Annotated in this window: 23 protein-coding genes and 1 tRNA gene; 15 read left to right on the top strand and 9 right to left on the bottom strand. The window is 69.3% G+C overall.

Annotation, left to right across the window (positions count from 1 at the left end):
• Position 1: 1 nt before the first annotated feature.
• Positions 2–433 carry a nuclear transport factor 2 family protein gene (locus tag ACF66B_RS11570; protein ID WP_111431284.1) on the bottom strand — a complete coding sequence of 144 codons (432 nt, stop codon included), beginning with the start codon at positions 431–433 and terminating at the stop codon, positions 2–4.
• 439 nt (positions 434–872) lie between these two features.
• Positions 873–2,465, bottom strand: a complete 1,593-nt coding sequence (locus ACF66B_RS11565; RefSeq protein WP_162683386.1) for an EAL domain-containing protein — start codon at positions 2,463–2,465, stop codon at positions 873–875.
• Positions 2,466–2,718: 253 nt separating this feature from the next.
• Between ACF66B_RS11565 and sbmA the strand changes: the two genes are divergently transcribed.
• The 3 genes from sbmA (at position 2,719) to ACF66B_RS11550 (ending at position 5,963) form a co-directional block, all read left to right on the top strand.
• Positions 2,719–3,972: a peptide antibiotic transporter SbmA gene (gene sbmA / locus ACF66B_RS11560; protein WP_111431283.1), complete on the top strand. Its 1,254-nt coding sequence runs from the start codon at positions 2,719–2,721 to the stop codon at positions 3,970–3,972.
• Between the two features lie 147 nt (positions 3,973–4,119).
• Complete coding sequence (locus tag ACF66B_RS11555; RefSeq protein WP_111431282.1) at positions 4,120–5,334, top strand: DNA methyltransferase; 1,215 nt, start codon at positions 4,120–4,122, stop codon at positions 5,332–5,334.
• Between the two features lie 146 nt (positions 5,335–5,480).
• Entirely contained in the window at positions 5,481–5,963 is a 483-nt protein-coding gene (locus ACF66B_RS11550) for a DUF4188 domain-containing protein (protein ID WP_111431281.1), read from the top strand.
• 68 nt (positions 5,964–6,031) lie between these two features.
• Here the strand turns inward: ACF66B_RS11550 and ACF66B_RS11545 are convergent, their stop codons facing one another.
• Positions 6,032–6,514, bottom strand: coding sequence for an Lrp/AsnC family transcriptional regulator (locus tag ACF66B_RS11545; protein WP_111431280.1), 483 nt, complete (start codon positions 6,512–6,514; stop codon positions 6,032–6,034).
• Between the two features lie 135 nt (positions 6,515–6,649).
• On the opposite strand from ACF66B_RS11545, the gene ACF66B_RS11540 reads away from it, so the two are divergent.
• On the top strand, positions 6,650–7,687 hold the full coding sequence (locus ACF66B_RS11540; RefSeq protein WP_111431279.1) for a zinc-dependent alcohol dehydrogenase family protein: 1,038 nt from the start codon (positions 6,650–6,652) through the stop codon (positions 7,685–7,687).
• Positions 7,688–7,887: 200 nt separating this feature from the next.
• Positions 7,888–9,069 (top strand): formaldehyde dehydrogenase, glutathione-independent, encoded by a 1,182-nt coding sequence (gene fdhA / locus ACF66B_RS11535; protein ID WP_111431278.1) that lies wholly within the window; start codon positions 7,888–7,890, stop codon positions 9,067–9,069.
• A 245-nt stretch (positions 9,070–9,314) separates the two neighbouring features.
• On the opposite strand, the gene ACF66B_RS11530 is transcribed toward fdhA, so the two are convergent.
• The gene (locus ACF66B_RS11530) at positions 9,315–10,277 is read right to left on the bottom strand and encodes a cation diffusion facilitator family transporter (RefSeq protein WP_111431277.1); all 963 of its coding nucleotides are present in this window, start codon (positions 10,275–10,277) and stop codon (positions 9,315–9,317) included.
• Positions 10,277–10,477, bottom strand: coding sequence for a hypothetical protein (locus ACF66B_RS11525; protein ID WP_111431276.1), 201 nt, complete (start codon positions 10,475–10,477; stop codon positions 10,277–10,279). The genes ACF66B_RS11530 and ACF66B_RS11525 overlap by 1 nt, the downstream gene beginning before the upstream one ends.
• Positions 10,478–10,523: 46 nt before the next feature.
• Between ACF66B_RS11525 and ACF66B_RS11520 the strand changes: the two genes are divergently transcribed.
• The gene (locus ACF66B_RS11520; RefSeq protein WP_111431275.1) at positions 10,524–10,946 is read left to right on the top strand and encodes a helix-turn-helix domain-containing protein; all 423 of its coding nucleotides are present in this window, start codon (positions 10,524–10,526) and stop codon (positions 10,944–10,946) included.
• A 126-nt stretch (positions 10,947–11,072) separates the two neighbouring features.
• Here the strand turns inward: ACF66B_RS11520 and ACF66B_RS11515 are convergent, their stop codons facing one another.
• Complete coding sequence (locus ACF66B_RS11515) at positions 11,073–11,873, bottom strand: helix-turn-helix domain-containing protein (RefSeq protein ID WP_111431274.1); 801 nt, start codon at positions 11,871–11,873, stop codon at positions 11,073–11,075.
• 185 nt (positions 11,874–12,058) lie between these two features.
• Here ACF66B_RS11515 and ACF66B_RS11510 point away from each other — a divergent pair, with 185 nt between their 5' ends.
• Positions 12,059–12,457: a hypothetical protein gene (locus ACF66B_RS11510; protein ID WP_111431273.1), complete on the top strand. Its 399-nt coding sequence runs from the start codon at positions 12,059–12,061 to the stop codon at positions 12,455–12,457.
• A 29-nt stretch (positions 12,458–12,486) separates the two neighbouring features.
• Positions 12,487–12,891 carry a hypothetical protein gene (locus ACF66B_RS11505; protein ID WP_111431272.1) on the top strand — a complete coding sequence of 135 codons (405 nt, stop codon included), beginning with the start codon at positions 12,487–12,489 and terminating at the stop codon, positions 12,889–12,891.
• A 115-nt stretch (positions 12,892–13,006) separates the two neighbouring features.
• Here ACF66B_RS11505 and ACF66B_RS11500 read toward each other — a convergent pair whose 3' ends face one another.
• Together ACF66B_RS11500 and ACF66B_RS11495 are read right to left on the bottom strand one after the other, a co-directional pair.
• Positions 13,007–14,590 carry an ABC-F family ATP-binding cassette domain-containing protein gene (locus tag ACF66B_RS11500; RefSeq protein ID WP_111431271.1) on the bottom strand — a complete coding sequence of 528 codons (1,584 nt, stop codon included), beginning with the start codon at positions 14,588–14,590 and terminating at the stop codon, positions 13,007–13,009.
• Positions 14,591–14,765: 175 nt separating this feature from the next.
• The gene (locus ACF66B_RS11495) at positions 14,766–15,704 is read right to left on the bottom strand and encodes a LysR substrate-binding domain-containing protein (protein ID WP_111431270.1); all 939 of its coding nucleotides are present in this window, start codon (positions 15,702–15,704) and stop codon (positions 14,766–14,768) included.
• 261 nt (positions 15,705–15,965) lie between these two features.
• Between ACF66B_RS11495 and ACF66B_RS11490 the strand changes: the two genes are divergently transcribed.
• The 4 genes from ACF66B_RS11490 to ACF66B_RS11475 all read left to right on the top strand — a co-directional run bounded on the left by ACF66B_RS11490 (position 15,966) and on the right by ACF66B_RS11475 (position 19,412).
• Entirely contained in the window at positions 15,966–16,835 is an 870-nt protein-coding gene (locus ACF66B_RS11490; RefSeq protein ID WP_162683385.1) for a c-type cytochrome, read from the top strand.
• 118 nt (positions 16,836–16,953) lie between these two features.
• Positions 16,954–17,358 (top strand): hypothetical protein, encoded by a 405-nt coding sequence (locus ACF66B_RS11485; RefSeq protein ID WP_111431268.1) that lies wholly within the window; start codon positions 16,954–16,956, stop codon positions 17,356–17,358.
• Positions 17,359–17,430: 72 nt separating this feature from the next.
• Positions 17,431–18,939, top strand: coding sequence for a multicopper oxidase family protein (locus ACF66B_RS11480; protein ID WP_111431267.1), 1,509 nt, complete (start codon positions 17,431–17,433; stop codon positions 18,937–18,939).
• 399 nt (positions 18,940–19,338) lie between these two features.
• Positions 19,339–19,412, top strand: a tRNA-Gly gene (locus tag ACF66B_RS11475).
• Between the two features lie 17 nt (positions 19,413–19,429).
• Here ACF66B_RS11475 and ACF66B_RS11470 read toward each other — a convergent pair.
• Positions 19,430–19,771 carry a DUF6476 family protein gene (locus ACF66B_RS11470; RefSeq protein ID WP_111431266.1) on the bottom strand — a complete coding sequence of 114 codons (342 nt, stop codon included), beginning with the start codon at positions 19,769–19,771 and terminating at the stop codon, positions 19,430–19,432.
• On the opposite strand from ACF66B_RS11470, the gene ACF66B_RS11465 reads away from it, so the two are divergent.
• The 3 genes from ACF66B_RS11465 (at position 19,770) to rpoH (ending at position 23,621) form a co-directional block, all read left to right on the top strand.
• Entirely contained in the window at positions 19,770–20,792 is a 1,023-nt protein-coding gene (locus tag ACF66B_RS11465; RefSeq protein WP_111431265.1) for an RluA family pseudouridine synthase, read from the top strand. The two genes, ACF66B_RS11470 and ACF66B_RS11465, sit on opposite strands and share 2 nt — an antisense overlap.
• A gap of 353 nt (positions 20,793–21,145) precedes the next feature.
• Complete coding sequence (locus ACF66B_RS11460; protein ID WP_162683384.1) at positions 21,146–22,429, top strand: hypothetical protein; 1,284 nt, start codon at positions 21,146–21,148, stop codon at positions 22,427–22,429.
• A 295-nt stretch (positions 22,430–22,724) separates the two neighbouring features.
• Positions 22,725–23,621 (top strand): RNA polymerase sigma factor RpoH, encoded by an 897-nt coding sequence (rpoH, locus tag ACF66B_RS11455; protein ID WP_111431263.1) that lies wholly within the window; start codon positions 22,725–22,727, stop codon positions 23,619–23,621.
• Positions 23,622–23,686: the final 65 nt, after the last annotated feature.

Genomic DNA, 23,686 nt, shown 5'->3' with positions numbered 1-23,686 from the left:
CTCAGGCCGTCTTGCCGCCATCTTCGGAGCGAAAGCCGAGCTGGCGGGCCTGCGCCGCGGCGTCGCGGGCGCCCCAGCGCCGTGCGATCCGGCCGCCGCGAAGCTCGAACCATTCCATCGCCACCAGCGTGTAGCTTCGGCCCGTCGGCTCGCCCTGCGCCATGAACGGTCCGGTCCAGCGCCCGCGCTCGGTATAGCGCACCGCGACGCAGGCGCCCTCGGCCGCCATCTCCTCCACCGTGAGCTCCATGCCCAGCCCGTCGTGAAGCTGCCTCCAGACCCCGAGGGCGAAGTCGAGCCCGCCCACACCGGTCACCCCCTGGATCTCGGCATCCTCCGTGAAAAGCGCGCGCATCGCCGCGAAATCGCCCGCGTTCATCGCCGCCACATAGGCCGCGACCACCGCCCTGTTCCGCCCCGCCTCGACATCCATCCACCGGCCTCCCTGCAATTGCCACCCCGGGAACCGCACCCCGGCAGGGCGGATCCTGACCGGTGGAGCCGCACCCGGACAATCCGCGATGCCGCGAGATCGTTCTGCGAAAATGCAGGATGGCGAGAGGGGCCACGGCGCGCGGCAGGCGTCCTGTCGGTCCGGGAGCTTGCAGCGGAAAGCGGAAACAGGAGGCGTGAGCCCTGCCGCACCAGACCGACGCAGTCAGCCTATGCCGGGGCAAGCCCGGAGACGCAGCAGGGCAGGCACGGAACATGTCCATGCGATGTCGCCATGGCTGGATCTCCCCCTCCAGAGCCGGCGACGCGCGCAATATCGCTCGAAACGGGCGTTGGAAGGTTTGATTTGCATCAAGCAAGTGACAGAAAGCTACTCGTTTTCCGGGCTGGAGGCGCCGCACGCCACAACCGGCTGCCGGTCAGGCCTCCGAAACCGGCCGAAGCTGCGCCGCCGGCCTGGCCAGAGCGGTGGCTTTTTCCCCCGGCGCCTGGTGCGTCTCCAGCATCCAGTTCACCTGATCGGCCGGGCGGGGCCGGTCGAACCAGAAGCCCTGGCCGGTGGTGCAGGCGATCGAGGCGAGGAAATCCCGGTCTTCCGCCGTCTCGACGCCTTCGGCCGTCACCGGAATGTCGAGCCCGTTCGCGAGCGTCATGATGCCCGCGAGGATCTTCTGGTTGCTGCTGTTGTGCACGATGCCGGTGACGAAGCTGCGGTCGATCTTGATCCGGTCGAAGGGCAGCTGGCGCAGGCTCGAGAGGCTCGAGAACCCGGTGCCGAAATCGTCGAGCGCCACCGAGATGCCCAGCTCCTGCAGCTCGCGGATCGCCTGTCGCGCCAGATCGAAATCCGCGATGATCGCGCTCTCCGTCACCTCGAGCTCGAGCCGCGCCGGATCGAAGCCGGTCTCCGCCAGAATCTGGCGGATGTTCGTGACCAGCATGCTGTCGCGGAACTGCTGCGGCGAGACGTTGACGCTGATCCGGAGCCCCGGATCCCAGTCGAGCGCGGTGTTGCAGGCCTCGCGCAGGATGTTCGAGCCCAGCGTGCTGATGATGCCGATATCCTCGGCGATCTCTATGAAGACGGAGGGCGGCACCGGGCCGCGCTCCGGGTGCTCCCAGCGGGCCAGCACCTCGTAGCCGGCAATCCTGCCGTCCCCGATCTCCACGATCGGCTGGAAGAACGGCACGATCTCGTGGCGTGCCACCGCAAGGCGCAGGTCGGCCTCCAGCGCGGCGCGCTCGGTCGCGCGCGCGCCGAGCTCGTCGTCATACCACGCGAGCCGTCCGCGCCCGGCGCGCTTGGCGGCATAAAGCGCGCGGTCCGCGAGCCGGAGCGCCGAGTCGTGCAGCTCGTCGAGCTCGCAGACGGAAAGCCCGATGCTCGCCCCCATCAGCACCACGATGTCGAAGGCCTCGTAGGGCCGCTCGAGCCGCGTGAGCAGCCGCCGCGCGATACGCTCGGCCGCCTCCTGCGGCGTGCCCGGCCGGAGCACCACGGCAAATTCGTCGCCGCCGAGCCGCGCGGCGAAATCCTGCGGCCCGAGATCCTCGACGATGCGCTCGGTCGCGAGCTGGAGCATGCGGTCGCCGAACGCATGGCCGTGAAGGTCGTTCACATGCTTGAACCGGTCGAGATCGATCAGCAGCGTCACCGCCGCGCCGCCGGTCCCGGCCGCCGCGAGCATGTCGAAATGATCCTGAAGCGCGCGCCGGTTCGGAAGCCCGGTCAGCGGATCGTGCCGCGACATCTGATGCGCCTCGCGCTCCGCCCGGTCCCGTTCCCCGAGCGCCTTGTGCAGGTCGTTCGTGCGCAGCAGCAGAACAGCCAGCAGCGCGAAAACGCTCAGCAGGAAGAAGGTGATGACCTCGTCGACCTCCCAGCCTTCATGCGCGCGGGCAAATTCCTCGATCTGCTCGAAGGTGTCGAACCGCATCGCCAGAACCTGCGTAATGCCCAGCACGACAAGAACGCCGAGATAGTGGAACGCTCGTGTCTTGGGGCGGGCCATGTCCGTCTTCCCGTTCCGTGCGCGGTTTCGTCGCGGGCCAGCTAGGCCGAGAAACCCTGCGGTCCGGTAAATCCGGCCGCACTTGATCCCTGTCATGGTTAGCGGCGGGTAAACGAAGCGCCGCTCCGCACCGTTCCCAAACGCGCGATGCCGGGGGCGGGCGCATTGCATGCCACCCCCGTTTCGGGTCATGTGGCCGCGCAGCCCGTGGGTGAGCGGGCCGGGGAGCGCAAGCAGAGAGGGCCATTCACCGGTGTTCGTATCCTTCTTTCCCCGCCCCAGACTCTTCGTCTGGTCGGCCATCCTGTGGGCTGCTGCCTGTATCGCGCTCTGGTATGCCGGGGCCTCCGGCTTTGGCGCGACGCTCGGTTTCTCGCTCGACGACGAGGCCGCGCACGCCATCGGCGTCTCGCGCTTCTGGTCCGGCCAGTTCCTGTGGTTCTACCTCTATTTCGCCGCGGCGACCGGCCTCTTCGCGTTCGCCTGGTCCCGGATCGAGCCCCACCCCTGGACGCGCTGGTCGATCCTCGGCTCCGCGCTCATCCTTTTCGCCACCTATTTCCAGGTCCAGGTGAGCGTCGCGGTCAACGACTGGTATGGGCCGTTCTACGACCTCATCCAGGCCGCGCTCTCCCAGTCGCGCGAGGTGACGCTCGCCGACCTCTACGGCGGCATCATCTCCTTCCTCGGCATCGTGCTGGTCGCGGTGGTGATCGGCGTGCTCACCCGCTTCTTCGTCAGCCACTGGATCTTCCGCTGGCGCGCGGCGATGAACGGCTACTACATGTCCTACTGGCCGCGGCTGCGCCATATCGAGGGCGCGGCGCAGCGCGTGCAGGAAGACACCATGCGCTTCTCCACCACGATGGAGCAGCTCGGCGTCAACCTCATCGACTCGCTGATGACGCTCATCGCCTTCATGCCGGTGCTGATCCGGCTCTCGGCCAACATCACCGAAGTGCCGCTGCTCGGCGCCGTGCCGCATCCGCTGGTGGTCGCGGCGCTGCTCTGGTCGGTGCTGGGCACCGCCTTCCTCGCGCTCGTCGGCATCAAGCTCCCCGGCCTCGAGTTCCGCAACCAGCGCGTCGAGGCCGCCTACCGCAAGGAGCTCGTCTACGGCGAGGACGACCCCACCCGGGCGCAGCCCCCCACCACCCGCGAGCTCTTCCGCGATGTGCGGCGGAACTACTTCCGCCTCTACTTCCACTACATGTATTTCAACGTCGCCCGGATCTTCTATCTGCAGGTCGACAACATCTTCGGCTACGTGGTCCTCGCCCCGGCGATCGTCGCGGGCACCATCACGCTCGGCCTGATGAACCAGATCCTCAACGCGCTCGATCAGGTGCGGACGTCGTTCCAGTATCTGGTGAATTCCTGGACGACGGTGGTCGAGCTCCTCTCGATCTACAAGCGCCTGCGCAGCTTCGAATCCGCGATCCACGGCGAGGATCTGCCCGAGATCGATCGCGAATGGCAAGACCGCGGCCCCGCGCCCGCCACCTGAACGGGCGGGGGGCGGCCGGCGAACCGGAGAGAGACGATTGCCCCGCCGCCCCCGAAGCCCTAGGATTGCCCCGCAACCTGCCATCACCCACCAGACCTTGTGCCCCGAGCCGCCCATGACCCGAGACGTGCCCCCGCCGGTGCCCGCGTGAGCCGGGCCGCCGCCGCACGGCGCCGCGATCCCTTCCTCGCCGGGCTCGCGGGCTTCCGGGAATTCGGGCAAGCGACGCTTACCGAAACCGACGCGGGCATTCCCTATTTCATCAACGAGTTCTGGACCTCCGGCCAGCGCCGCTCGCATGCGATCCACGAGGTCTCCTACCGGGCCTGCTTCAAGGCCCAGCTGCCGGAGTTCTTCATCCGCCGCCTCACCCGCCCCGGCGGCGCGGTGCTCGACCCGTTCATGGGCCGCGGCACCACGCCGGTGCAGGCCGCGCTTTCGGGCCGCACCGCGCTCGGCAATGACATCAACCCGCTCTCGATCCTGCTCACCCGGCCGCGCCTCGGGCCCATCGCCACGGCCGGGATCGCCGCGGCGCTCGAGACCGTGGACTGGACCCACGGCGAGATCACCCGCGAGGATCTCCTCGCCTTCTACCACCCCGAAACCCTCCGCCGCCTCGAGGCGCTCCGTCTCTGGCTCGCCGAGCGGCTGCCGCCGCCGGGCGAGGGAGGCCCCGTCGATCCGGCCGCCGACTGGATCCGCATGGTGGCGCTCAACCGCCTCTCGGGCCATTCGCCCGGCTTCTTCTCGGGCCGCTCCATGCCGCCCAACCAGGCGGTCTCGATCGGCTCCCAGCGCCGGATCAACGCCCGCCTCGGCCTCTCGCCGCCCGAGCGCGACGTGGCGGCGCAGATCCTGAAGAAGACCCGCTCGCTGCTGCGCGACGGTTGCGCCCCCGCGGGCCGTGCCGCACGCCTCTCCACCGGCCCGGCCTGGGCGACGGGCCTGTCCGCGGGCACGGTCGATCTCGTCGTCACCTCGCCGCCCTTCCTCGATATCGTCGATTATGCCGCCGACAACTGGCTCCGCTGCTGGTTCGCGGGCATCGACCCCGCCTCGGTCGCCATCGACCGCCACCGCACCGAGGCCGCGTGGGAGGAAATGGTCGTCCGCGTGCTCGCCGAAATGGCCCGCGTCCTCCGCCCCGGCGGCCATGTCGCCTTCGAGGTCGGCGAGGTCCGGGGCGGCCAGGTGCTGCTCGAGCGCCGCGTCTGGAGCGCGGCCGAGGGCCTGCCCTTCGAGCGCCTCGGCGTGATGGTGAACGCGCAGAGCTTCACCAAGACCGCGAACTGCTGGGGTGTCGCCAACGGCGCCAAGGGCACCAACACCAACCGCATCGTCCTGCTCCGCCGCCACTGAGTGCGCCGCCGCCCTGCCGCCGCCCCCGGCGACCGGTTCCGAACGTTCCTTCTTCACAGACGCCGGCAAAAGCCGCACCATCGAGGCGCGCGCGTCATGCCGGGCGCATGCCGCCGAAGGAGGTCGACCGGACGGGAGGAGCCAGGATGTCGAAGGTCGTCAACGGCCAGTTCACGGCCCGCATGGAAGGCGATTTTGTCGTGTTTCTCATCGGGATGCGGATCAACAAGCCCTGGAAGATCCGGCAATGGTGGCCGGTCCTGACGGCCATGCCGAAGATGGTGCGCGAACTGCGGCAGGCGGGGCCTGAGTCGGGCTTTCTCGGCTCGACCCCGATCCGGAGCGGCGTGATCGCCCAGTACTGGCGCTCCTTCGAGCAGCTCGAGGCCTATGCGCGGTCGCAGGAGGCATCGCACTGGCCCGCCTGGGTCGCCTTCAACAAGCGCATTCGTGGCGCGCGGGGCGATATCGGCATCTGGCACGAGACCTACCGGATCCGCGCCGGCGAGTATGAATGCGTCTATTCCGGCATGCCGCCCTTCGGCCTCGCCAGCGCCGCGGAGCTCGTTCCGATCGGCCGCGAGGCCCAGTCGGCCGCCCGCGACCGCCTCGCCGGCAAGCTCACCTGACCCGCCCGAAAGAGCCGCGCGGAAACCCGAATGCGAGGCGCCCCGGCCTTGCTCCGCACGGAATGCCATCATCCCGGCGCGAAGGGCGGCGAGACCGGAAGCTTGCTGGAGGCCTTCATCTCTCTCAGCGAGAGGTTGGACCGGATGCTCGTCACCCCCGGCAGGCGGCGCAGGGTGCTGTCGACGAAGGCGCTGTAGTCGTCGAGATCGCGGGCCACGACGATCAGCAGGAAATCGTCGGCGCCGGTGGTGTTGTGACAGGACAGGATGTTGGGGCTCGTCTCGACGATCCGCTGGAATTCCGCCGTGGCGGTCCGGTCGTGCTCCGAGCAGCGAAGCTGCACGAACGCCAGGACGCCGAGCCCGAGCTTGCGGCGGTTCAGATTGGCCTGGTAGCCCTCGATGATGCCGTCCTGCTCGAGCTGCTTCAGCCGACGCCAGCACGGCGTCTCGCTCATGCCGAGCCGTTCGGAGAGCTTCGCGTTGGTCATCCGCCCGTCGTCCTGCAACAGGGCCAGGATCCGGGCGTTCACGGCATCGATCTCGGGCACGGGCAGAAACCCCCAAAGTAAACCGCTGATTTGAAAGCATCTGCCCCAAATTAGCCGAACTGGAACAGGAACGGCAAAGCCATTTCCCGGCGGGCCTCTAAGATCGCGTCACGCACCCAGAGAAAAGGCCCCGCCATGAAAGCCGTCCTGTTCGAGAAATTCCGCGAAGAGCCGAAGCAGGTCACGGTCGCGGACCCGAGCCCCGCGCCGCATGGCGTCGTCCTGCGGGTCTCGGCCACGGGCGTCTGCCGCAGCGACTGGCACGGATGGATGGGCCACGACAGCGACATCTCGCTCCCCCATGTTCCGGGGCACGAACTGGCCGGCGTGGTCGAGGCCGTGGGCAAGGACGTGACCGGATGGAAGGCGGGCGACAAGGTCACCGTGCCGTTCATCTGCGGCTGCGGCAGCTGTTCCGAGTGCCACGCCGGGCACCAGCAGGTCTGCCTGCACCAGGAGCAGCCGGGCTTCACCCACTGGGGCTCCTTCGCCGAATACGTTGCCATCCATCAGGCCGACCTCAATCTCGTAGCCCTGCCCGAAAGCATGGCATTCGCCACCGCGGCCAGTCTCGGGTGCCGCTTCGCGACGTCCTTCCGCGCAGTCATCGACCAAGGCCGGGTCAGCGCCGGTCAGTGGGTGGCGGTTCACGGCTGTGGCGGCGTCGGGCTCTCCGCGGTCATGATCGCCGCGGCCGCGGGGGCGAACGTCATCGGCGTGGACCTCGACCCGGCCAAGCTCGCCCTGGCCCGGGAGCTCGGCGCGGTCGCGGTGATCGACGGCAGGGAGGCCGACGTGCCCGGGGCGATCCGGGAAACCACCCGCGGCGGGGCGCATGTCTCGCTCGATGCCCTCGGTCACCCGGTCACCATGACCAATTCCATTCTCTGCCTGCGGCCACGGGGCAAACACATCCAGGTGGGCCTGATGCTCGGCGAGCACGCCGCCCCCGCCGTGCCGATGCCCCGGATCATCGGACAGGAAATCGAGCTCCTGGGCTCGCACGGGATGCAGGCGCACCGCTATGGCGCGATGCTGGACATGGTCGCCAGCGGCAAGCTCGGTCCGGCGCGCCTCGTGGGCAACCGGATCGCGCTCGCGGAGGCGCCCGAGGCGCTGATGACCATGGACAGCTTCCAGTCCGTCGGCGCCACGGTCATCACCCGCTTCTGAGGAAAGCCCGGACGCGAAACCGCCCGCCGATCTTCCGCATCCTGCCGTCCGGGCGCTGCTGTCGCTGGCATTCCAGGCCATGTCGTTTCCCGGCGTGTGAGTTCGGCTGCCAAGTGTAGCATCCCGCCGGCGAGGCCCCGTAATGTTCGGCATACCGGCATGCGGGGCCTCGCCTGTGTTAGACTATGGAGGAGACGCACATGAGCAATATCGGTGTTGTTTACACTGGCCCCGGGTCAGTCGAGGTGCAGAAGATCGAGGATCCCAAGCTTCAGTCGCCCGACGGGCGCAAGATGGAGCACGCGGTGATCCTCAAGGTCATCTCGACCAACATCTGCGGCTCCGATCAGCACATGGTGCGCGGGCGTACCACGGCCGAGCCGGGGCTGGTGCTGGGGCACGAGATCACCGGCGAGGTGATCGAGACCGGCTCCGACGTCGAGATGCTGAAGGTCGGCGATCTGGTCTCGGTGCCGTTCAACGTGGCCTGCGGGCGCTGCCGGTGCTGCCGCGAGGGCGACACGGGCGTGTGCCTGACGGTGAACCCCGCGCGCGCGGGCGGGGCCTACGGCTACGTCGACATGGGCGGCTGGATCGGCGGACAGGCCCGCTATGTCACCGTGCCTTATGCGGATTTCAACCTTCTGAAGTTCCCCGACCGGGATCAGGCGCTGGCCAAGATCCGCGACCTGACCATGCTGTCGGACATCCTGCCGACCGGCTTCCACGGCGCGCTGAAGGCGGGGGTCGGCGTCGGCTCCGTCGTCTACGTGGCGGGCGCCGGCCCGGTGGGCCTTGCCGCGGCGGCTTCGGCGCGCATCCTCGGCGCGGCCGTGGTGCTGATCGGCGATTTCAACGCGGAGCGTCTCCAGCACGCCGCGAAGGTCGGCTTCACCCCGGTCGACCTGTCGAAGGGCGACAACCTGCCCGAGATGATCGCCGATATCATCGGCTCGCCGGAAGTGGACGCGGCCATCGACGCGGTGGGCTTCGAGGCGCGCGGCCATTCGGGCGGCGAACAGCCGGCCATCGTGCTGAACCAGATGATGGAGATCACCCGTGTCGCGGGCGGCATCGGCATTCCGGGCCTCTACGTGACCGAGGATCCGGGCGCGGTGGACGACGCGGCGAAGACCGGCAACCTGTCGATGCGTTTCGGTCTTGGCTGGGCAAAGGCCCAGAGCTTCCACACCGGCCAGACCCCGGTGCTGAAGTATAACCGCCAGCTGATGCAGGCCATCCTGCACGACCGGCTTCCGATCGCGGATATCGTCAATGCCACGATCATTCCGCTCGAGCAGGCGGCCGAGGGCTACAAGAGCTTCGACAGCGGCGTTGCGAAGAAGTTCGTGCTCGATCCGCACGCCATGCTGGCATCCTGATAGCAGACCGACCTCTGCTCGGCCGCCGCCCCCCAGGGGCGGCGGTCTTGTCCCGTGCGCGGCCATTCAGCCGCGGCGCGGCCCTGCGGCGGCACCGAAGCGGTCATTCGTGACCGGTGGAACGGGTGTCCTCGCGCCCATCGCGGCACCGCGGACGAAGCGGGCCTGCGCCGCGCCACGCGCGACTGTCCGGCATGCCCGGACATCCCCATGTGTCCGTTCCAGCCTCTCGGACAGGTGGCGCTTCACCCCTCCTGCGCCGTGCCTGCCGCCACCTCGACGGTCACATGCTCCATCCCGGTCGTCTCGCGCACGCGGACCTTCACGGCGCGGCGCACGTCATCCGCCACCGCGCCGGGCGCGAGCTCGACCTCCAGCGTCGCCATGGGGCGCTCCTGCGTGATCGACCAGGCGTGGACGTGATGGGCACGGGCCACGCCGGGCAGCGTGCCTTCCAGGTCGGCCGCGACGGCGCGGGCATCGAAGCCCGCCGGCGCGCCTTCGAGCAGGATGTGGCCGCTCTCGCGCACGACGGTCCACGCCGAGCGCAGGATGAGGAAGGCGACGAGCACCGACAGGATCGGGTCGATGGGGGTCCAACCCGTCCAGATGATGACGAGCGAGGCCGCAATCGCCGCGACCGAGCCCAGCAGATCGCCCATGACATGCAGGGCGGCGGCACGGACGTTGAGGTTGTCGCCCTCCGCGCGGCTGAGCACCCAGAAGGCCACGACGTTCACCACGAGCCCCGCCACGGCGACCCAGAGCATCAGCCCGCCCAGCACCTCGTGCGGATCGCGCAGGCGCTGGACGGCCTCCAGGAGGATCCACCCCGCGATGGCGAACAGCGTGAGCCCGTTCACGAAGGCGGCCAGCACCGAGAAGCGGTCGAAGCCGTAGGTCCGCTTCCAGTCCGCCGGTCGCCGTGCCAGCCGGAAGGCGAACCAGGCCAGCAGGAGCGAGGCGAAGTCGGTCAGCATGTGGCCGGCGTCGGCCAGCAGCGCGAGCGATCCCGAGAGGAGCCCGCCGATGACCTCCGCCCCCATGAAGCTGCCCGTCAGGGCGGCGGCGATGAGGATCGCGCGTTCCTTGGATCGGCGCGCCTCGGGCGCATCGTTGGCCGAGAGCGTCGGGCCGTGCGAATGGCCCGCGTGCCCATGCGCGTGGTCGTGGCCATGCCCGTGCGGATGATCGTGATCGTGTCCCATCACCGCACCTCCGCCTTGAGACCCGTCTCTGCCGGGGGCACGACGTCGCAGGCAGCGCCGATGCGCTCGAAACGCGACAGGTGGGTTCGGCCCGGTTCTGCGAGCCGTTTGCGGCCCGCAGGGGCGTCGAGGTCCGGCGGGTCGGTGCGGTGGAGGTGGTGGTCGGTCATCGCGGCACTCTTGATTCGTTTCGTCCCCATGGGGCATACGACCTACAGCGACTGTAGCTTCAATGGGGTAATCGCGATGCGGGGCCATTCCATCGGCGCGCTGTCGAAGCGCACGGGCGTGAAGGTGACGACGATCCGCTACTATGAGGGGCGCGGTCTCCTGCCCGATCCCGGCCGCACGGACGGGGGGCAACGGCGCTATGGCGATGCCGAGCTGGACCGGCTGTCCTTCATCGCCCACGCCCGGCAGCTCGGCTTCGACCTCGACGCCATCGCCGAACTGATCGCGTTGCAGGAGACGCCCCATGCGGCCCATGGCGACGCGCATCGCATCGCGAAGAACCGGATTGTCGAAATCCGGGACCGGATCGCGCGGTTGCGGCGGCTGGAGATGGAACTGGTGCGCGTCGTCAAGGCCTGCGACGGTCATTCCGATGGGCAACCCTGTCGGGTGCTGCACGCCCTCGCCGACCATCAGGCCTGCGAAGGCGAGCACTGAGACCTGCTTCGGGGTCACAACGAGGTCTTGAACGTGAACACGGCCGCGCGTCGGGGCGATCACCCCGCCGGAGCATGCGCCAGGCGGCGATCGTGGGCCGCACCCGGCCGCTCCTGTCGCTCGCGCCTACCCTGAACGACGCCGCTCGAGCAGATAGCGGCTTGGCGGCTTGCCGACCATCTTTCGAAACATGGTCACGAAACTGCTGGCGCTTTCATAGCCGAGATCCATCGCGACGGCCTGAACCGACTGGCCGGCGCTCAGCCGCCGCAGGGCGAGGACAACATGCAGCTGTCGGCGCCAGCGGCCGAAACTCATGCCCAGCTCTTCGGCCAGAAGCCGGCTCAGGCTGCGCTCGCTGAGCGCGACGCGGGCGGCCCATTCCCCGACACTCGCATGATCCGCAGGCGCCGCGATCAACAGGTCGGTGAGCTTCTTCAGGCGCGGATCGCCGGGGAGGGGGAGGCGGAGGTCCTCGACCGGCGCCGCGGCCAGCTCGTCGAAGAGAACCGACACGATCCGGCCATCCGGTCCGTCGACGTCATAGAGCTCCGGCAGCGCGTTTGCCCGCATCAGCAACTCACGGAAGAAGCGCGACACCGTGATCGTACAGCAGTCGTTCGGCAGGTCCGCCGATGCGGGGGGGTCAATGAAGAGCGAGAGACACTCCACCTCGCCCGAGCCGAAAACGGAATGGGGCAGCCCGCCGGGAATCCACACGGCGCATTGCGGCGGTACGATCCAGACGGCGCCGTCAACCTCGCAATTGACGACGCCACGGACCGTGAAGAGCAGTTGCGCCTTCTGATGGTGATGCCGGGGCGATTGCTCCAGGGCGTCAAGGGTGGTGACCGCGTTGGCGGCCACCAGCGCCCGCGGGATCTCGTCGACATAGGCGAGCCAGTCGCGACGGTTGTCCAGATACATCTCGGACCTCGGCGTCTTCGGTTTTGGCCGGATTGAAACATATAATGGCAGGATTGCGCAATGACGCCACGCGCCGGCTGGCGCATTGCTGTGAGGCAGAGGCGGCTCGCGGATCCCCGGGATCGCGCTCCGTTTCCGGAGGGGCAGGGCTGACCTGCCCGACACTTTGGCACAGGAGTTCTCACGTGATCGACAATGCCCCGGCCCGGCTCGCGCTCGCATGGCTCATCCCCGCAGTCGGGGCCGCCCTCTTCGTCACGATCCAGTGCTTTTCCTATCTGAACACCCATGTCGGCAGCGGCGGGGCGATGCAGGCCATGACCTTCGATCCCGCCGCCTTGTGGGGCGTGTCCCTTTTCTATGGCGCCTGGGTCGTCCCGCCCCTGCTGGCGCTTGCCGCACGGCGCGTGACCGACTGGGCGATGCTCGTCCTCGGCGGTCTGCTGTTCATCATGAGCACGCTCGCGGGCGTCTTCGATGGCGTGCGCGATGGCGGCCATCTTGTCGGCCTGGAGCTGCTGGCCGTCACGCTTCCGGGCGTGGTCGCGCTTGCCTCTACGTGGCGGCACATCCGCTCGACCTGAAACCGTCCATTCTCGCTGGGAGACGACACATGCCCCTCGATATCACGAATTTCCCGCTTGTCTGGATGAGCTATGACGACGCGCCCGATCACGACCACGACGAGGATTTCGCGGCGCTGGAGGCGAGCCTTGAGCGCGGCGCGCCCTTCGTCATCCTGACCGACAACGCCCCGACCGAAGACCACGACCACAGCCACGAGGAAAAGAAGCGCACCGCGCTGTGGATGAAGAAGCACAAGGCAGAGCTGCGGGCGCTCGTCAGGGCGATGATCGTGATCGAGCCGAACTCCGCCAAGCGCCTGGCCTTCAGGACGTTCGGCGTGGCCTTCGCCAAAGTCTGGGGCTTTCCGCTGAGGCTCGCCCAGACCCGCGAGGAGGCCATGGAGCTCGCCGGGAACCTGCTGTCAGAGGGCGTGGGGCCTGCAACACCCTGAAGACCGGCCGAGCGGAGGGTGCGAAGACGGTTCCCATGAGATTGCAGGTTTCGATCAGACCCGGATCGATCTGGATGATCGGGCGCGAGCCGTCCCGCCGCGCCGCCGCGCGGGGTCACGCCTTCAGGGAAACGATCCTGTCTGGCCTGAGAGAGTCGAGGAAGGCCCGGTCGTGGCTGACCACAACCACCGCGCCATCGTAGGAGGCCAGGGCGGCTTCCAGCGCTTCGACCCCGTCCATGTCGAGATGGTTCGTCGGCTCGTCCAGAAGCAGAAGCTGGGGCGGTGGCGTTCCGCCGAGAACGCAGGCGAGACCGGCGCGCAGCTTTTCTCCGCCGCTCAGGCCCTCCGTGCGGCGCAGGGCATCGCCGGCCCGAAACCCGAAACGGGCCAATGCGGCATGGGCCATCTGCGCAGTCGCCTGCGGGTTCTGCTCCCGGAAGACCTCGCGCAGGGTTCGATCGGGAGCGAGCAACCCGACATGCTGATCCAGCAGCGCCCAGGGCACGGAGACACGCACCTCTCCCGCCATTGGCCGGAGCGCGCCGGTAATCAGCTTGAGGAGGGTGGTCTTGCCACTGCCGTTCGGGCCCGCGATCAGAACCCGCTCGGGCCCGGTGAGGGTGAGCGACAGGTTCTCGAGGGTCGGGGCCGCGGGGTCATGCCCGCCGGTCACCCGGTCGAGCGCGAGCACGGTCCTGCCCGCCGGAAGGCCGCTCGTCGCGATCTCCATATGGATGGGGTCCAGCACCTCGACCTTCTCGCGCGCGGCGGTGAGTGCATCCTCGGCCGCGTCTCGCCGCGCGTCGCGCAGGCGCGCCCCTGCGCCGCCGGAGGCTTCCGCGCGGCCCTTGGCGGCATCCAGGAGGATTTTCGGCTGGCCGCCCCTCGCGCGGGATTTGCGGCCGGCACTGTCCTTCCGCGCCTTGCGCTCGGCGGCCTGCTGCGCGCGCCGGGCCGCCTCGTCCCGCGCCTTTTCCGCATGGGCCAGGTCCTCTGCCGCGACCGCGCGCACGGTCTCCCTCTGCTGCCGGAACGCGCTGTAATTGCCGCCGTATCGCGCCGCGCCGAGGGAGGTGAGTTCGACGATGGCGTCCATCTCCTCCAGAAGCTCGCGATCGTGGCTCGCGACGATCGCGCCGCCGGTCCATCCGCGCAGGAGGTCGAGGACCGCGCGGCGGCCCGCCCGGTCGAGATTGTTCGTCGGTTCATCCATGAGCAGGAAATCGGGCTCCGCGAGGATCAGCGCCGCGAGGGCCGCCCGGCTGCGCTGACCGCCCGAGAGGCTGGCAAGCCGGGTCCGCGGATCGACCGACAGGTCGCAGCGGGCAAGTGCTGCCTCGATCCGGGCGGGCAGGGTCCAGTCCGCCTCGGCCAGCTCCTCGGCCATGGCCCGGCCGCGCTCCGCCCGGTCCATGAGGTCCAGGGTCTGCCGCGCGCCAAGAAGATCGGCCACGGTCTCGTCCGGGTGCGCCAGCGCCTCCTGACGCATCACGGCAACCGAGCCGGTCACGCGGACCCGCCCGGAGCCCGGAGGCGTGTCGCCCGCGATCACGCGCAGCAGCGTGCTCTTTCCCGCGCCGTTGCGAGCGACCAGCCCGGTGCGCTCGTGGCCGAATGTCAGATCGAGATCGGTGAAAAGCGGTGTGCCGTCAGGCATGGACCACGACAGGCGGGACAGGGAAACGGATGCAGGCATGGGACAGGACTTCTCGCGACGAAACCGAACGGGTGAGGGCGGCGCGTGTCATATCCATGTCGAATGCAGTTCCTGTCCTGGACCGGATCCAAGGTAATCAGGCCGAAGCGCGCTTGCAAGATCGTGAGGCGACTGTCGTGGATGGGCGCGAGCCGTCCCGCCGCGCGGCCGGCGCTCACGCCGCCGGGGGCGGGCCGCTGCCGGGTAGGGGTGCTTCCCGCTCGGTGCCGAACCCCGCGGCGGCGATCTGCGCCTTGAGCCAGGTGCGGAAGATCCGGCAGGGCTGCGGCAGCCGCCCGGCCTTCGGCGTCACCAGCCAGTAGCCGTTCCGCGTCGCCCGCCGCCGCCCGAACGGCTCGGCCAGACGGCCCTGCGCCAGCGGGTCGGCGGCGAGCGTCTCGAAGGTCAGGAAGATGCCGCTCCCCGAGATCGCCGCATCGAGACAGAGCGAGGCATCGGAAAAGACCGGCCCCTCGGGCAGCGCGCCGGCCGCGGGCTCGCCCGGCGCGAGCCAGTCCTCCCAGCCGAAATTCGGCCGCGGCTCCCGGATGATCGGAAAGCGCAGAAGGTCGGAGGGCTGCCGGATGCAGGCCGCCATCGCCGGGGAACAGACCGGAAAGATGATCTGCGGAAACAGCCGCTCGACCGCCACGCCGGGCCAGGCCCCGCGCCCCACCCGCACGCAGAGATCGACGCCGTCGCGGCCGGGCTCGAGCAGCTCGACGCCCGCATCGAGCCGCACCTTCACCGCCGGGTTGGCAGCGTGAAACTCCGGCAGGCGCCAGATCAGCCAGCGCGCGGCAAACATCGGCGCCACCGAAACCGTCAGCACCTCCGCGCGCGCGTGCTCGGCAAGGCTCACCGCCTGCGCCAGCCGGGCAAACCCGTCGGTCAGCAGCGCACAGATCTCCGCACCGCGCGGCGAGACGCTCATCCCCTTCGCATGGCGATCGAAGAGCGCGAAGCCCAGAACCTTCTCGGCCACGGTCACCTGCTGGCTGATCGCGCCGGGGGTCACCGCCATCTCCTGCGCCGCCGCCGTCACCGAACCGAGGCGCGCCACCGCCTCGACGGCGCGCAGCGATCTCAGCGGAATGCGGTTGAGCACGAGCATTCAGGTTTCCTAAACACCGCGGGATCAGATCTCGATACTCCCGCCACCGCGCCTCTGCAATCCTCGGCCAAAGTTCAGAGGAGCCATGATGATGAACCCGCTGGGAGCCTTCCTGACCCTGCGGCCGCCCCACCGCGGCGGCCCTGCCGGGCGCCTTGCCTTCGGCGCGATGACGCCGCGCCAATGGGCAGAGGCGCTCTTCCCGCCGCCGCGCCGGGGGCCCGCGATCCCCGGCCCCGCCGCACGCGGGGAGCGGCCGCGATGACCACCGCAACCCTCGAACCGCGGCGCACCTCGCGCGGCCTGAAGCGCTGGGCCCGCAGGCTGCTCGGCGGCGCCGCGGCGCTCGCGCTTCTCGCCGCGGGTGGCATATGGCTGAAGGCCGAAGCCGCGCTCCACCGGCACTGGCCGGCGGGGCCCGCCGAGCTTGCCGTCGCGCCGGCGCCCGCGCTCGTGCCCGAGGGCGAGCGCCTCTTCCGCGCCTTCGGCTGCCACGATTGCCACCAGGATGCCGGCCGCGTGCTCTTCGAGGCCCGCGGCGTCGGCCGGCTGGTTGCGCCGAACCTCACCCGGAGCCTGCCGGGCTTCACCGATGCCGATCTCGTCCGCGCGGTGCGGCAGGGCATCCGCCCGGACGGCACCTCGCTTGTCGTCATGCCGACAGGCGCCCTCGACGAGATCTCCGACCGCGATCTCGCCGCCATCCTCGCCTATCTCCGCACGGTGCCGCCGCGCCCCGACGCGGTTTCCGGCGGCACGGACTGGGGTCCGCTCGGCCGCGTTGCCATCGCGGCCGGCGCCATTCCCTTCTCCGCCGCCGCGGCCGAGGCGGGTGTGGCGCGCCCCGAGCGCCCGGCCCCGGAGGGCGCCTATCTCGCCCGCACCATCTGCGCCGGGTGCCATGACCTCGATCTGCCGCGCGACGACGGCCTCGGCTTCGTCGCACCCGCCCTGCGCGACGTGGCGCCCGCCTATTCCGCCGACGGGTTCCGCCACCTGCTCCGAACCGGCGCGCCGCTCGACGGCCGCGATCTCGGCCCGATGAAGGAGGCGGCGCTCGGCGCGCTGAGCCACCTGACCGATCCCGAGATCGACGCCCTCTACGGCTACCTGACGGAAGCGCCGGAATAGCCGGCCCGCACCGCCAGAGCCGCCAGGGCCGCGCGCCCTAGGGGGCGCGGCACACGTCTGCGTGGCCGCCCCCTCCCGGCGATGGACAGCGCGGCCGGCATGGCGCTAACTGGCGGGCATGAAGCGCTGCGTCATCGCCCTCCTTCTCATGCTCGCCCTCGGCCTCGCTCCGGCCGCGGTCACGGCCCATGCCCTCCACATGGCCGCCGGAGCGCTGGCCCACGGCGCCGGCCCGGGCCATGCCCCAGCCGCCAACCACGCCATGCCGGACGGCCACACCATGCCGGATGGCCACGCCATGTCCGGAGGCCATGCCGCCGACTGTGGCGGCACCGCGGCCTGCCGGTTCGGCGCCGCGGCCTGCGCCTGGGTCTGCAGCAGCATGACGGCGCTCCAGCCCGCGGCCGCGCCCGCCCATGCGGCCGATACCCTCGGCGTCGTGCATCCGCGGGCCCCGGCGCTCCTCCGCGAGGGCGAGGCGCCGCCGATCTCCGAGCGCCCGCCCGAACCCTTCCTCCTCTGAAGCCCGCGCGCCACCCCGGCGCGGTCCCGATGCTTTCAGACGGGGCCCCGAAGCGGCCCCAGGGAGACGAAGATGCCTGTTTTCTCCAGACGCGGCTTTCTCGCCGCGAGCGCCGCCGCCACCGCGGTGGCGCAGCTGCCCCGCATGGCCCTCGCCGAGGCCCCGGCCATCCCCCTGCGCGCCACGCGCCGCACGATCGAGGTCGAGGGCCGCGCCGCGACGGTCTGGGGGCTCGCCGGGCCCTCCGGCCAGGGGCTCGTCCTCGATCCCGGCGCGCGCTTCCGCGTCGATCTCACCAACGAGCTGCCCGAGCCGACGCTCATCCACTGGCACGGCCAGATCCCGCCCAACGCCCAGGACGGCGTGCCGGACCTGCCGCTGCCGAAACTCGCGCCGGGCGAGACCCGGAGCTACGACTATGCGCCGATCCCCGGCACCTACTGGATGCACGCCCATATCCCGCTCCAGGAAATGCGCCTGCTCGCCGCGCCGCTGATTGTCCGCAGCGCGGCGGATGCCGCCGCCGACCGGCAGGAGGTGGTGATGTTCCTCCACGATTTCTCCTTCCAGCCGCCCGAGGAGGTGATGGCGGCGATCGCCGGGGGCCACGCGCCGGAAGGCCACGGCGCCATGGACCACGGCGCCATGGACCACGGCGCGATGAACCACGGCACGATGCCGATGCCCGGCATGGATCACGGCGCCATGCCCGGCATGGATCACGGCGCCATGCCGATGGAGGGCACGCCGGGCGGGGGCGCGATGGCGATGGATCTCAACGATTACGACTGGGACGCCTATCTCGCCAACGACCGCACCCTGACCGACCCGGAGGTGGTCGCGGTCGAGCGCGCCGGCCGCGTGCGGCTCCGCATCGTCAATGCCGCGGCGGCGACGGTGTTCTGGATCGACACCGGCGCGCTCGAGGCCCGGCTGGTCGCGGTCGACGGCCACGGCGTCGAGCCCCTGCGCGGCACGCGCTTCGGCATCGCCATGGCGCAGCGGCTGGATCTCGAGCTCGACCTCCCCGGCGCCGGCGCCTGGCCCATCCTCGCGATCCGCGAGGGCGCGCGCGAGCGCACCGGCCTCATCCTCGCAACCCCCGGCGCTGCGGTCGCCCGGCTCGCGCCGCTGGCCGAGGAGGCCGCGCCCGCCTTCGATACCGCCCTGTCGCAGGAAGCCCGCCTTGTCGCACTCGACCCGCTGCCCGCGCGCGCGGTGCAGCGCGGCCACATGATGATGCTCGGCGGCACGATGCAGCCCTACCGCTGGACCATCGACGGCCGCACCTGGGCCGATCACATCCCCGTCGCGGCGCAAAGCGGCGAGCGGGTGGAGATCATGTTCCACAACATGTCGATGATGGGCCACCCGATGCACCTCCACGGCCATACCTTCCAGGTGGTCGAGGTGAACGGCACGCGCCTCCGGGGCGCCCGGCGCGATACGGTCTATGTCCCGCCGATGGCCACGGTGACCATCGCCTTCGATGCCGGCGAGGCGGCGCGCTGGATGCTCCACTGCCACCACATGCCGCATCTCGAGACCGGCATGATGACCGAACTCGCCATCACCGCCTGACCCCCGTCGCAAGGCGCGCGCCCCCGCGCGCGCCTCGCAACCCTCCACGCCCGGCCGCGCCGCTCTCCCGCCCGGATCGGCCGCGGCGGCCTGCCACAAGGGCCGGTCGGGGCGAAAAATCCCGGCACGCTCCATGCGTCCAAGGCGCATGTCCCGATGACCGGCCGCGGAGAACCGGGCGTTCCAGAGCGCAGCCACCTCCGCCGCATTCATGATATGTTAACTACGAAAATCGAATGATTTCAGTGCGAAATTTTGATTTTCACGGTGAAACGCCCCCTTTTCACCGGGAGGTCATCCCCGCGAGCGGCCCTCCGGGCGAGGGGGTTCGGGCCCTGTCCGGGCGCTTTCAGAATCCCCTTGATGGCGCGGGGGCCGGAATGGTATCGGGAGGCCGACGCGGGTGTAGCTCAATGGTAGAGCAGAAGCTTCCCAAGCTTACGACGAGGGTTCGATTCCCTTCACCCGCTCCAGATCCCCCCTCCCGGCCTCACTGATCCTGCGGCGTGATCTCCATCTCGCCCCGCGGCGCACCGCTCTCGCGGTCGAGCACCCGGATCCGCTGCTGCCCCGTGCCGTCGGTCGTCACCACCGCGATCCAGTCCCCCCCGAGCGTCACCGCCCCGGCCGTCTCCCCGGCGGGCAGGGTGACCTTTTCAGGCAGCGCCAGCGGCTCCGGGCCCGCCGTCAGCCGGATCACCAGGGTGGCCACGATGATGATGAAACCGACAATCAGCGTGACGGTCAGCGTGTTGACGAGCAGCCGGAGTTGCCGAAGCCGCTTCGGTTCGGGTATGTCGGCGTCTTCGCCATGTGGGATCGTGCCTGCCATGTCCGCTCCGTCCGAGACGCTCCGGGTCACGCTCGGGCCCAAGCCCGCGCAGCGCCTTGATAAGGCGTTGGCCGCGGCGGTGCCAGAGGATGCGGGCCTGAGCCGGGCCAGAATTCAGGCCCTGATCGCCGAGGGCGCCGTGGCGCGCGCCGGCGGGGCCGTGCTGATCGACCCCTCGATGCGGATCGAGCCGGGGGCCGAGATCCTTCTCTCGCTCCCGCCCGCCCTGCCGTCCCGCGCCGAACCCGAGGCGATCGCCCTCGATGTCGTCTACGAGGATCCCCATCTCATCGTCATCGACAAGCCCGCAGGTCTCGTCGTCCATCCGGCGCCGGGGGCTCCGACCGGAACGCTGGTGAACGCCCTGCTCCACCATTGCGGCGAGAGCCTCTCCGGCATCGGCGGCGAGATCCGCCCCGGCATCGTCCATCGCATCGACAAGGACACCTCCGGCCTTCTCGTCGTCGCGAAATCCGATCTGGCCCACCACGGCCTCGCCGAACAGTTCGCCGCCCACGATATCGACCGGCGCTACCTCGCCGTCGTCCGTGGCGCGCCGGAGCGCTCCGATCCGCGGCTCTCGGGCCTCCGGGGCATCTCCTGGGAGGAGGGCAACCTGCTCCGGATCGAGGGCAACATCGGCCGCCACCCCGGCGACCGGAAGCGCATGACGGTGCTGAACCACGGCGGCAAGCGCGCCGTGACCCGCGCCCGCCTTCTCGAACGTTTCGGCCCGGACCCGGCCCGGCCGCTCGCCTCGCTCGTCGAATGCCGGCTGGAAACCGGCCGGACGCATCAGATACGCGTTCACATGAGCTTCGCCGGTCACGCCCTGGTCGGCGATCAGGTCTATGGCCGCCGCGGCGGCGAGGGCGTGCTCGCAAGCTTTCCGCGCCAGGCCCTGCATGCGGCCCGCCTCGGCTTTCTCCATCCGGTGACGGGCGAGGAGCTCCGCTTCGACGCGGCCCTGCCGGCGGATATGGAAGACCTCATCGCTGCGCTGCGAGATACGGGCACCTGACGGACCGCTTTCGAGGCTCCGGCCCGGGAATGCTCGGGCCGCGTGTTCCGCACCGCCTTCCTTTTCCTCATTCCGCCAACAGGTTGTGCGCGACGCCGCGGAGTGGCACGATCATTATTGGCGCACGCACACGTTTATTGCGAAATACGGTTAATTCATCCGGCATTTACTAGATCACTTGCTGCCGTGTTGCATTTCTGAATCAAATCCGTCATATTTCCGTCATAAGGTGGGTGGGTTTTATTTCAAGCTGCATCGGGTCAGGCGCTCCGTATCGTCGGGGGCTGGCTGCGTGCATCGGAGCGACTGTCTTGCATCAAACGTTCAACGGGGATTCTCTCCGGGGTGGTGACGTGCGCGCATCCCTCGGATTGTTCGAGGCCGTACGCAATCTGCACCGCGGACGTATCGGTCTGGCCGAAGCCGGGCTCGTTCTCTGGGTCTGGGTGGCCGGCGCGGTTTCCATTGCGCTCGCGGCCGTCATTCCGGTGCATCTCATGCACCCGGATGTCATCGGGGGCGTCACGTCCAAGTTCCTCCTGACGCACGAGAACAATCTCGGCGCGTGGTGGTCGGGCATGCTGCTGCTGATGCTTGCGCTGCACGCCTATGATTCGCGTGTCGCCTGGCGCTCGCGGTCGCGGGACATCGCCTGGGCCTGGGGCGCGCTTTCCGGCATCTTCTTCTTCTTCTCGGCCGATGAGATCTCGTCGATCCACGAACGCCTGAGCGGTGTCGGACGCTGGATCGGCGTCGGCCCGTGGCCGCCGCTGCTCGTTGTCGCTGCGGTGCTCGGCGTCATCGCCATGCGCGCGCTCTTCATCCTCTGGCGGCAGGGCGGGATGCTGCGCCGACAGTCCGTGGTGATCTTCATCGGTCTCGGCATGCTCGGCTCGGTCGCGATCCAGGAATACATCGAACACAAGCTCGTGCTGACCTCGGTCTGGACGCAGGCGCTGCGTGCGGTGATTGAGGAAGGCACCGAGCTCTTCGGGATGATGATCATCCTGCTCGCGGTCGTGCATGGCAGCATCGCGCTGGCCCGTCGCAGCGAGCCGGTCTTCGCCTTCGCGGCGCGGCGTGGCCCGCGGGTGCTGAGCTTCGGCTTTCTCATGGTTCCGGTCTTCACCGCGCTTGCCATGCTGATCGTCGATGACCGGGGTCAGGCCGCGAACTGGCTGGGCTCGTCGGTCTTCCTGATCTCGAGCATGCTCGCGATCTCGCTCCTGATCGCCGGCGGCGGGGCGGAGCGCCGCCGCCTGACGGCGATTGCCGTGCTCGGGATCTGCTGTTCGGCGACCAGCACCGGCTTCGGCCCGTTCCAGACCATCTCGATCCACGGCATCGAGTTCGGCACGCGGCTGCTGCTGCTCACGCCGCTTGCCGCGGCCTCGATCGTGCTCTGGGTCGCGCGGCTTGCCCATGTGCCCGCAACCAAGCCCGATCTCGTGGCGGTTGCCTGCTGCGCGGTGCTGGTGCTGCCGGCGATGGCCGCGACGCCGCTCGTGGGCTATGTGCTCACCCAGGTGCTGGCGCTCTCGACCTTTGCCGTCGCGCTGCTCGCGGTCGGTGTGATTGCGCCGCATGGCGAGCGGGCCGAGGATTTCGACCACGCCCCGCATCTCCCCGGGTTCTGACGCACCCGGGCGGGGCGCCTGGTCAGGTGCCGGCCAAGGATCTGAGACCTTCGCATCCAGCCTCCGCAATGCCGGGGGCTGGATTTTCGTTTTGCGCGAGGCTCTTGAGCGTCTTGCGGCAGCGCTGGGGCTGCTGCAGGTTCCGCAAGGGTCGCGCGGGCCGTTCACGAAAATGGTATCGCACGCGCGAGAATGCCGCTGGAATATATGTAGTGGTTGCTATATTAATAAATCAAGGCGGCGGGATTCCGTCCGGAGCATGCGGCTCCGGTGTCCCTGCTGCAGGAGGTTGACAATGAGCTATGCCAATCTGCCGGCACCGTCTCCGGAACAGGGTCTCTCGCGCTACATGCAGGAGATCCGCAAGTTCCCGATGCTGGAGCCCGAAGAGGAGTACATGCTCGCGAAGGCCTGGGTCGATCACGGCGACAAGGAGTCCGCGCACCGGCTGGTGACGAGCCATCTGCGCCTCGCGGCAAAGATCGCCATGGGCTATCGCGGTTACGGCCTGCCGACCGCGGAAGTCGTTTCGGAAGCGAATGTCGGTCTCATGCAGGCGGTCAAGCGCTTCGATCCCGAAAAGGGCTTCCGGCTTGCGACCTACGCGATGTGGTGGATCCGCGCCAGCATCCAGGAATACATCCTGCGTTCCTGGAGCCTCGTGAAACTCGGCACCACCGCGGCGCAGAAGAAGCTCTTCTTCAACCTGCGCAAGGCGAAGAATCGCATCGGCGCCATGGAGGAGGGCGAGCTCCGCCCCGAGAACGTCGCCCGGATCGCCAAGGATCTCAACGTCACCGAAGAGGACGTGATCTCGATGAACCGCCGCATGTCCGGCGGCGATGCGAGCCTCAACGCCCAGATCAAGAACGACGGCGAGGGCGCGGCCGAGTGGCAGGACTGGCTCGAGGACGAGGATGCCGACCAGGCCGCGGCGCTGGCCGAGCGTGACGAATACGAGAGCCGGCAGGAGTTGCTGATCGAGGCGATGCAGTCGCTCAACGAACGTGAACGGTATATCCTCACCGAACGGCGGCTCAAGGACGAGCCAATGACGCTCGAGGATCTGAGCCAGGTCTATGACGTGAGCCGCGAGCGGATTCGCCAGATCGAGGTCCGCGCCTTCGAGAAGCTCCAGAAGAAGATGCGCGAGCTTGCCGCCGACCGCGGGCTCGTTCCGGCCGTCAACTGAATCCGGCACGCCCGTCCCGCGCCCGCGCGGACTGGCGTGCCTGAAACCCCCTGTTATGATCTCGC

The sequence above is a fragment of the Amaricoccus sp. B4 genome (assembly GCF_043226085.1).
Taxonomy (GTDB): domain Bacteria; phylum Pseudomonadota; class Alphaproteobacteria; order Rhodobacterales; family Rhodobacteraceae; genus Amaricoccus.
This window is presented reverse-complemented; position numbering and strand designations above follow the sequence as displayed.

What these genes read in the sequence shown, in the direction of transcription:
- ACF66B_RS11570 (WP_111431284.1), bottom strand. Translation starts at nt 433, where the DNA reads ATGGATGTCGAGGCGGGGCGGAACAGGGCGGTGGTCGCGGCCTATGTG.
- ACF66B_RS11565 (WP_162683386.1), bottom strand. Translation starts at nt 2,465, where the DNA reads ATGGCCCGCCCCAAGACACGAGCGTTCCACTATCTCGGCGTTCTTGTC.
- ACF66B_RS11550 (WP_111431281.1), top strand. Translation starts at nt 5,481, where the DNA reads ATGTCGAAGGTCGTCAACGGCCAGTTCACGGCCCGCATGGAAGGCGAT.
- ACF66B_RS11540 (WP_111431279.1), top strand. Translation starts at nt 6,650, where the DNA reads ATGAAAGCCGTCCTGTTCGAGAAATTCCGCGAAGAGCCGAAGCAGGTC.
- fdhA (WP_111431278.1), top strand. Translation starts at nt 7,888, where the DNA reads ATGAGCAATATCGGTGTTGTTTACACTGGCCCCGGGTCAGTCGAGGTG.
- ACF66B_RS11530 (WP_111431277.1), bottom strand. Translation starts at nt 10,277, where the DNA reads ATGGGACACGATCACGATCATCCGCACGGGCATGGCCACGACCACGCG.
- ACF66B_RS11525 (WP_111431276.1), bottom strand. Translation starts at nt 10,477, where the DNA reads ATGGGGACGAAACGAATCAAGAGTGCCGCGATGACCGACCACCACCTC.
- ACF66B_RS11520 (WP_111431275.1), top strand. Translation starts at nt 10,524, where the DNA reads ATGCGGGGCCATTCCATCGGCGCGCTGTCGAAGCGCACGGGCGTGAAG.
- ACF66B_RS11515 (WP_111431274.1), bottom strand. Translation starts at nt 11,873, where the DNA reads ATGTATCTGGACAACCGTCGCGACTGGCTCGCCTATGTCGACGAGATC.
- ACF66B_RS11505 (WP_111431272.1), top strand. Translation starts at nt 12,487, where the DNA reads ATGCCCCTCGATATCACGAATTTCCCGCTTGTCTGGATGAGCTATGAC.
- ACF66B_RS11500 (WP_111431271.1), bottom strand. Translation starts at nt 14,590, where the DNA reads ATGCCTGCATCCGTTTCCCTGTCCCGCCTGTCGTGGTCCATGCCTGAC.
- ACF66B_RS11495 (WP_111431270.1), bottom strand. Translation starts at nt 15,704, where the DNA reads ATGCTCGTGCTCAACCGCATTCCGCTGAGATCGCTGCGCGCCGTCGAG.
- ACF66B_RS11490 (WP_162683385.1), top strand. Translation starts at nt 15,966, where the DNA reads ATGACCACCGCAACCCTCGAACCGCGGCGCACCTCGCGCGGCCTGAAG.
- ACF66B_RS11485 (WP_111431268.1), top strand. Translation starts at nt 16,954, where the DNA reads ATGAAGCGCTGCGTCATCGCCCTCCTTCTCATGCTCGCCCTCGGCCTC.
- ACF66B_RS11480 (WP_111431267.1), top strand. Translation starts at nt 17,431, where the DNA reads ATGCCTGTTTTCTCCAGACGCGGCTTTCTCGCCGCGAGCGCCGCCGCC.
- ACF66B_RS11465 (WP_111431265.1), top strand. Translation starts at nt 19,770, where the DNA reads ATGTCCGCTCCGTCCGAGACGCTCCGGGTCACGCTCGGGCCCAAGCCC.
- ACF66B_RS11470 (WP_111431266.1), bottom strand. Translation starts at nt 19,771, where the DNA reads ATGGCAGGCACGATCCCACATGGCGAAGACGCCGACATACCCGAACCG.
- rpoH (WP_111431263.1), top strand. Translation starts at nt 22,725, where the DNA reads ATGAGCTATGCCAATCTGCCGGCACCGTCTCCGGAACAGGGTCTCTCG.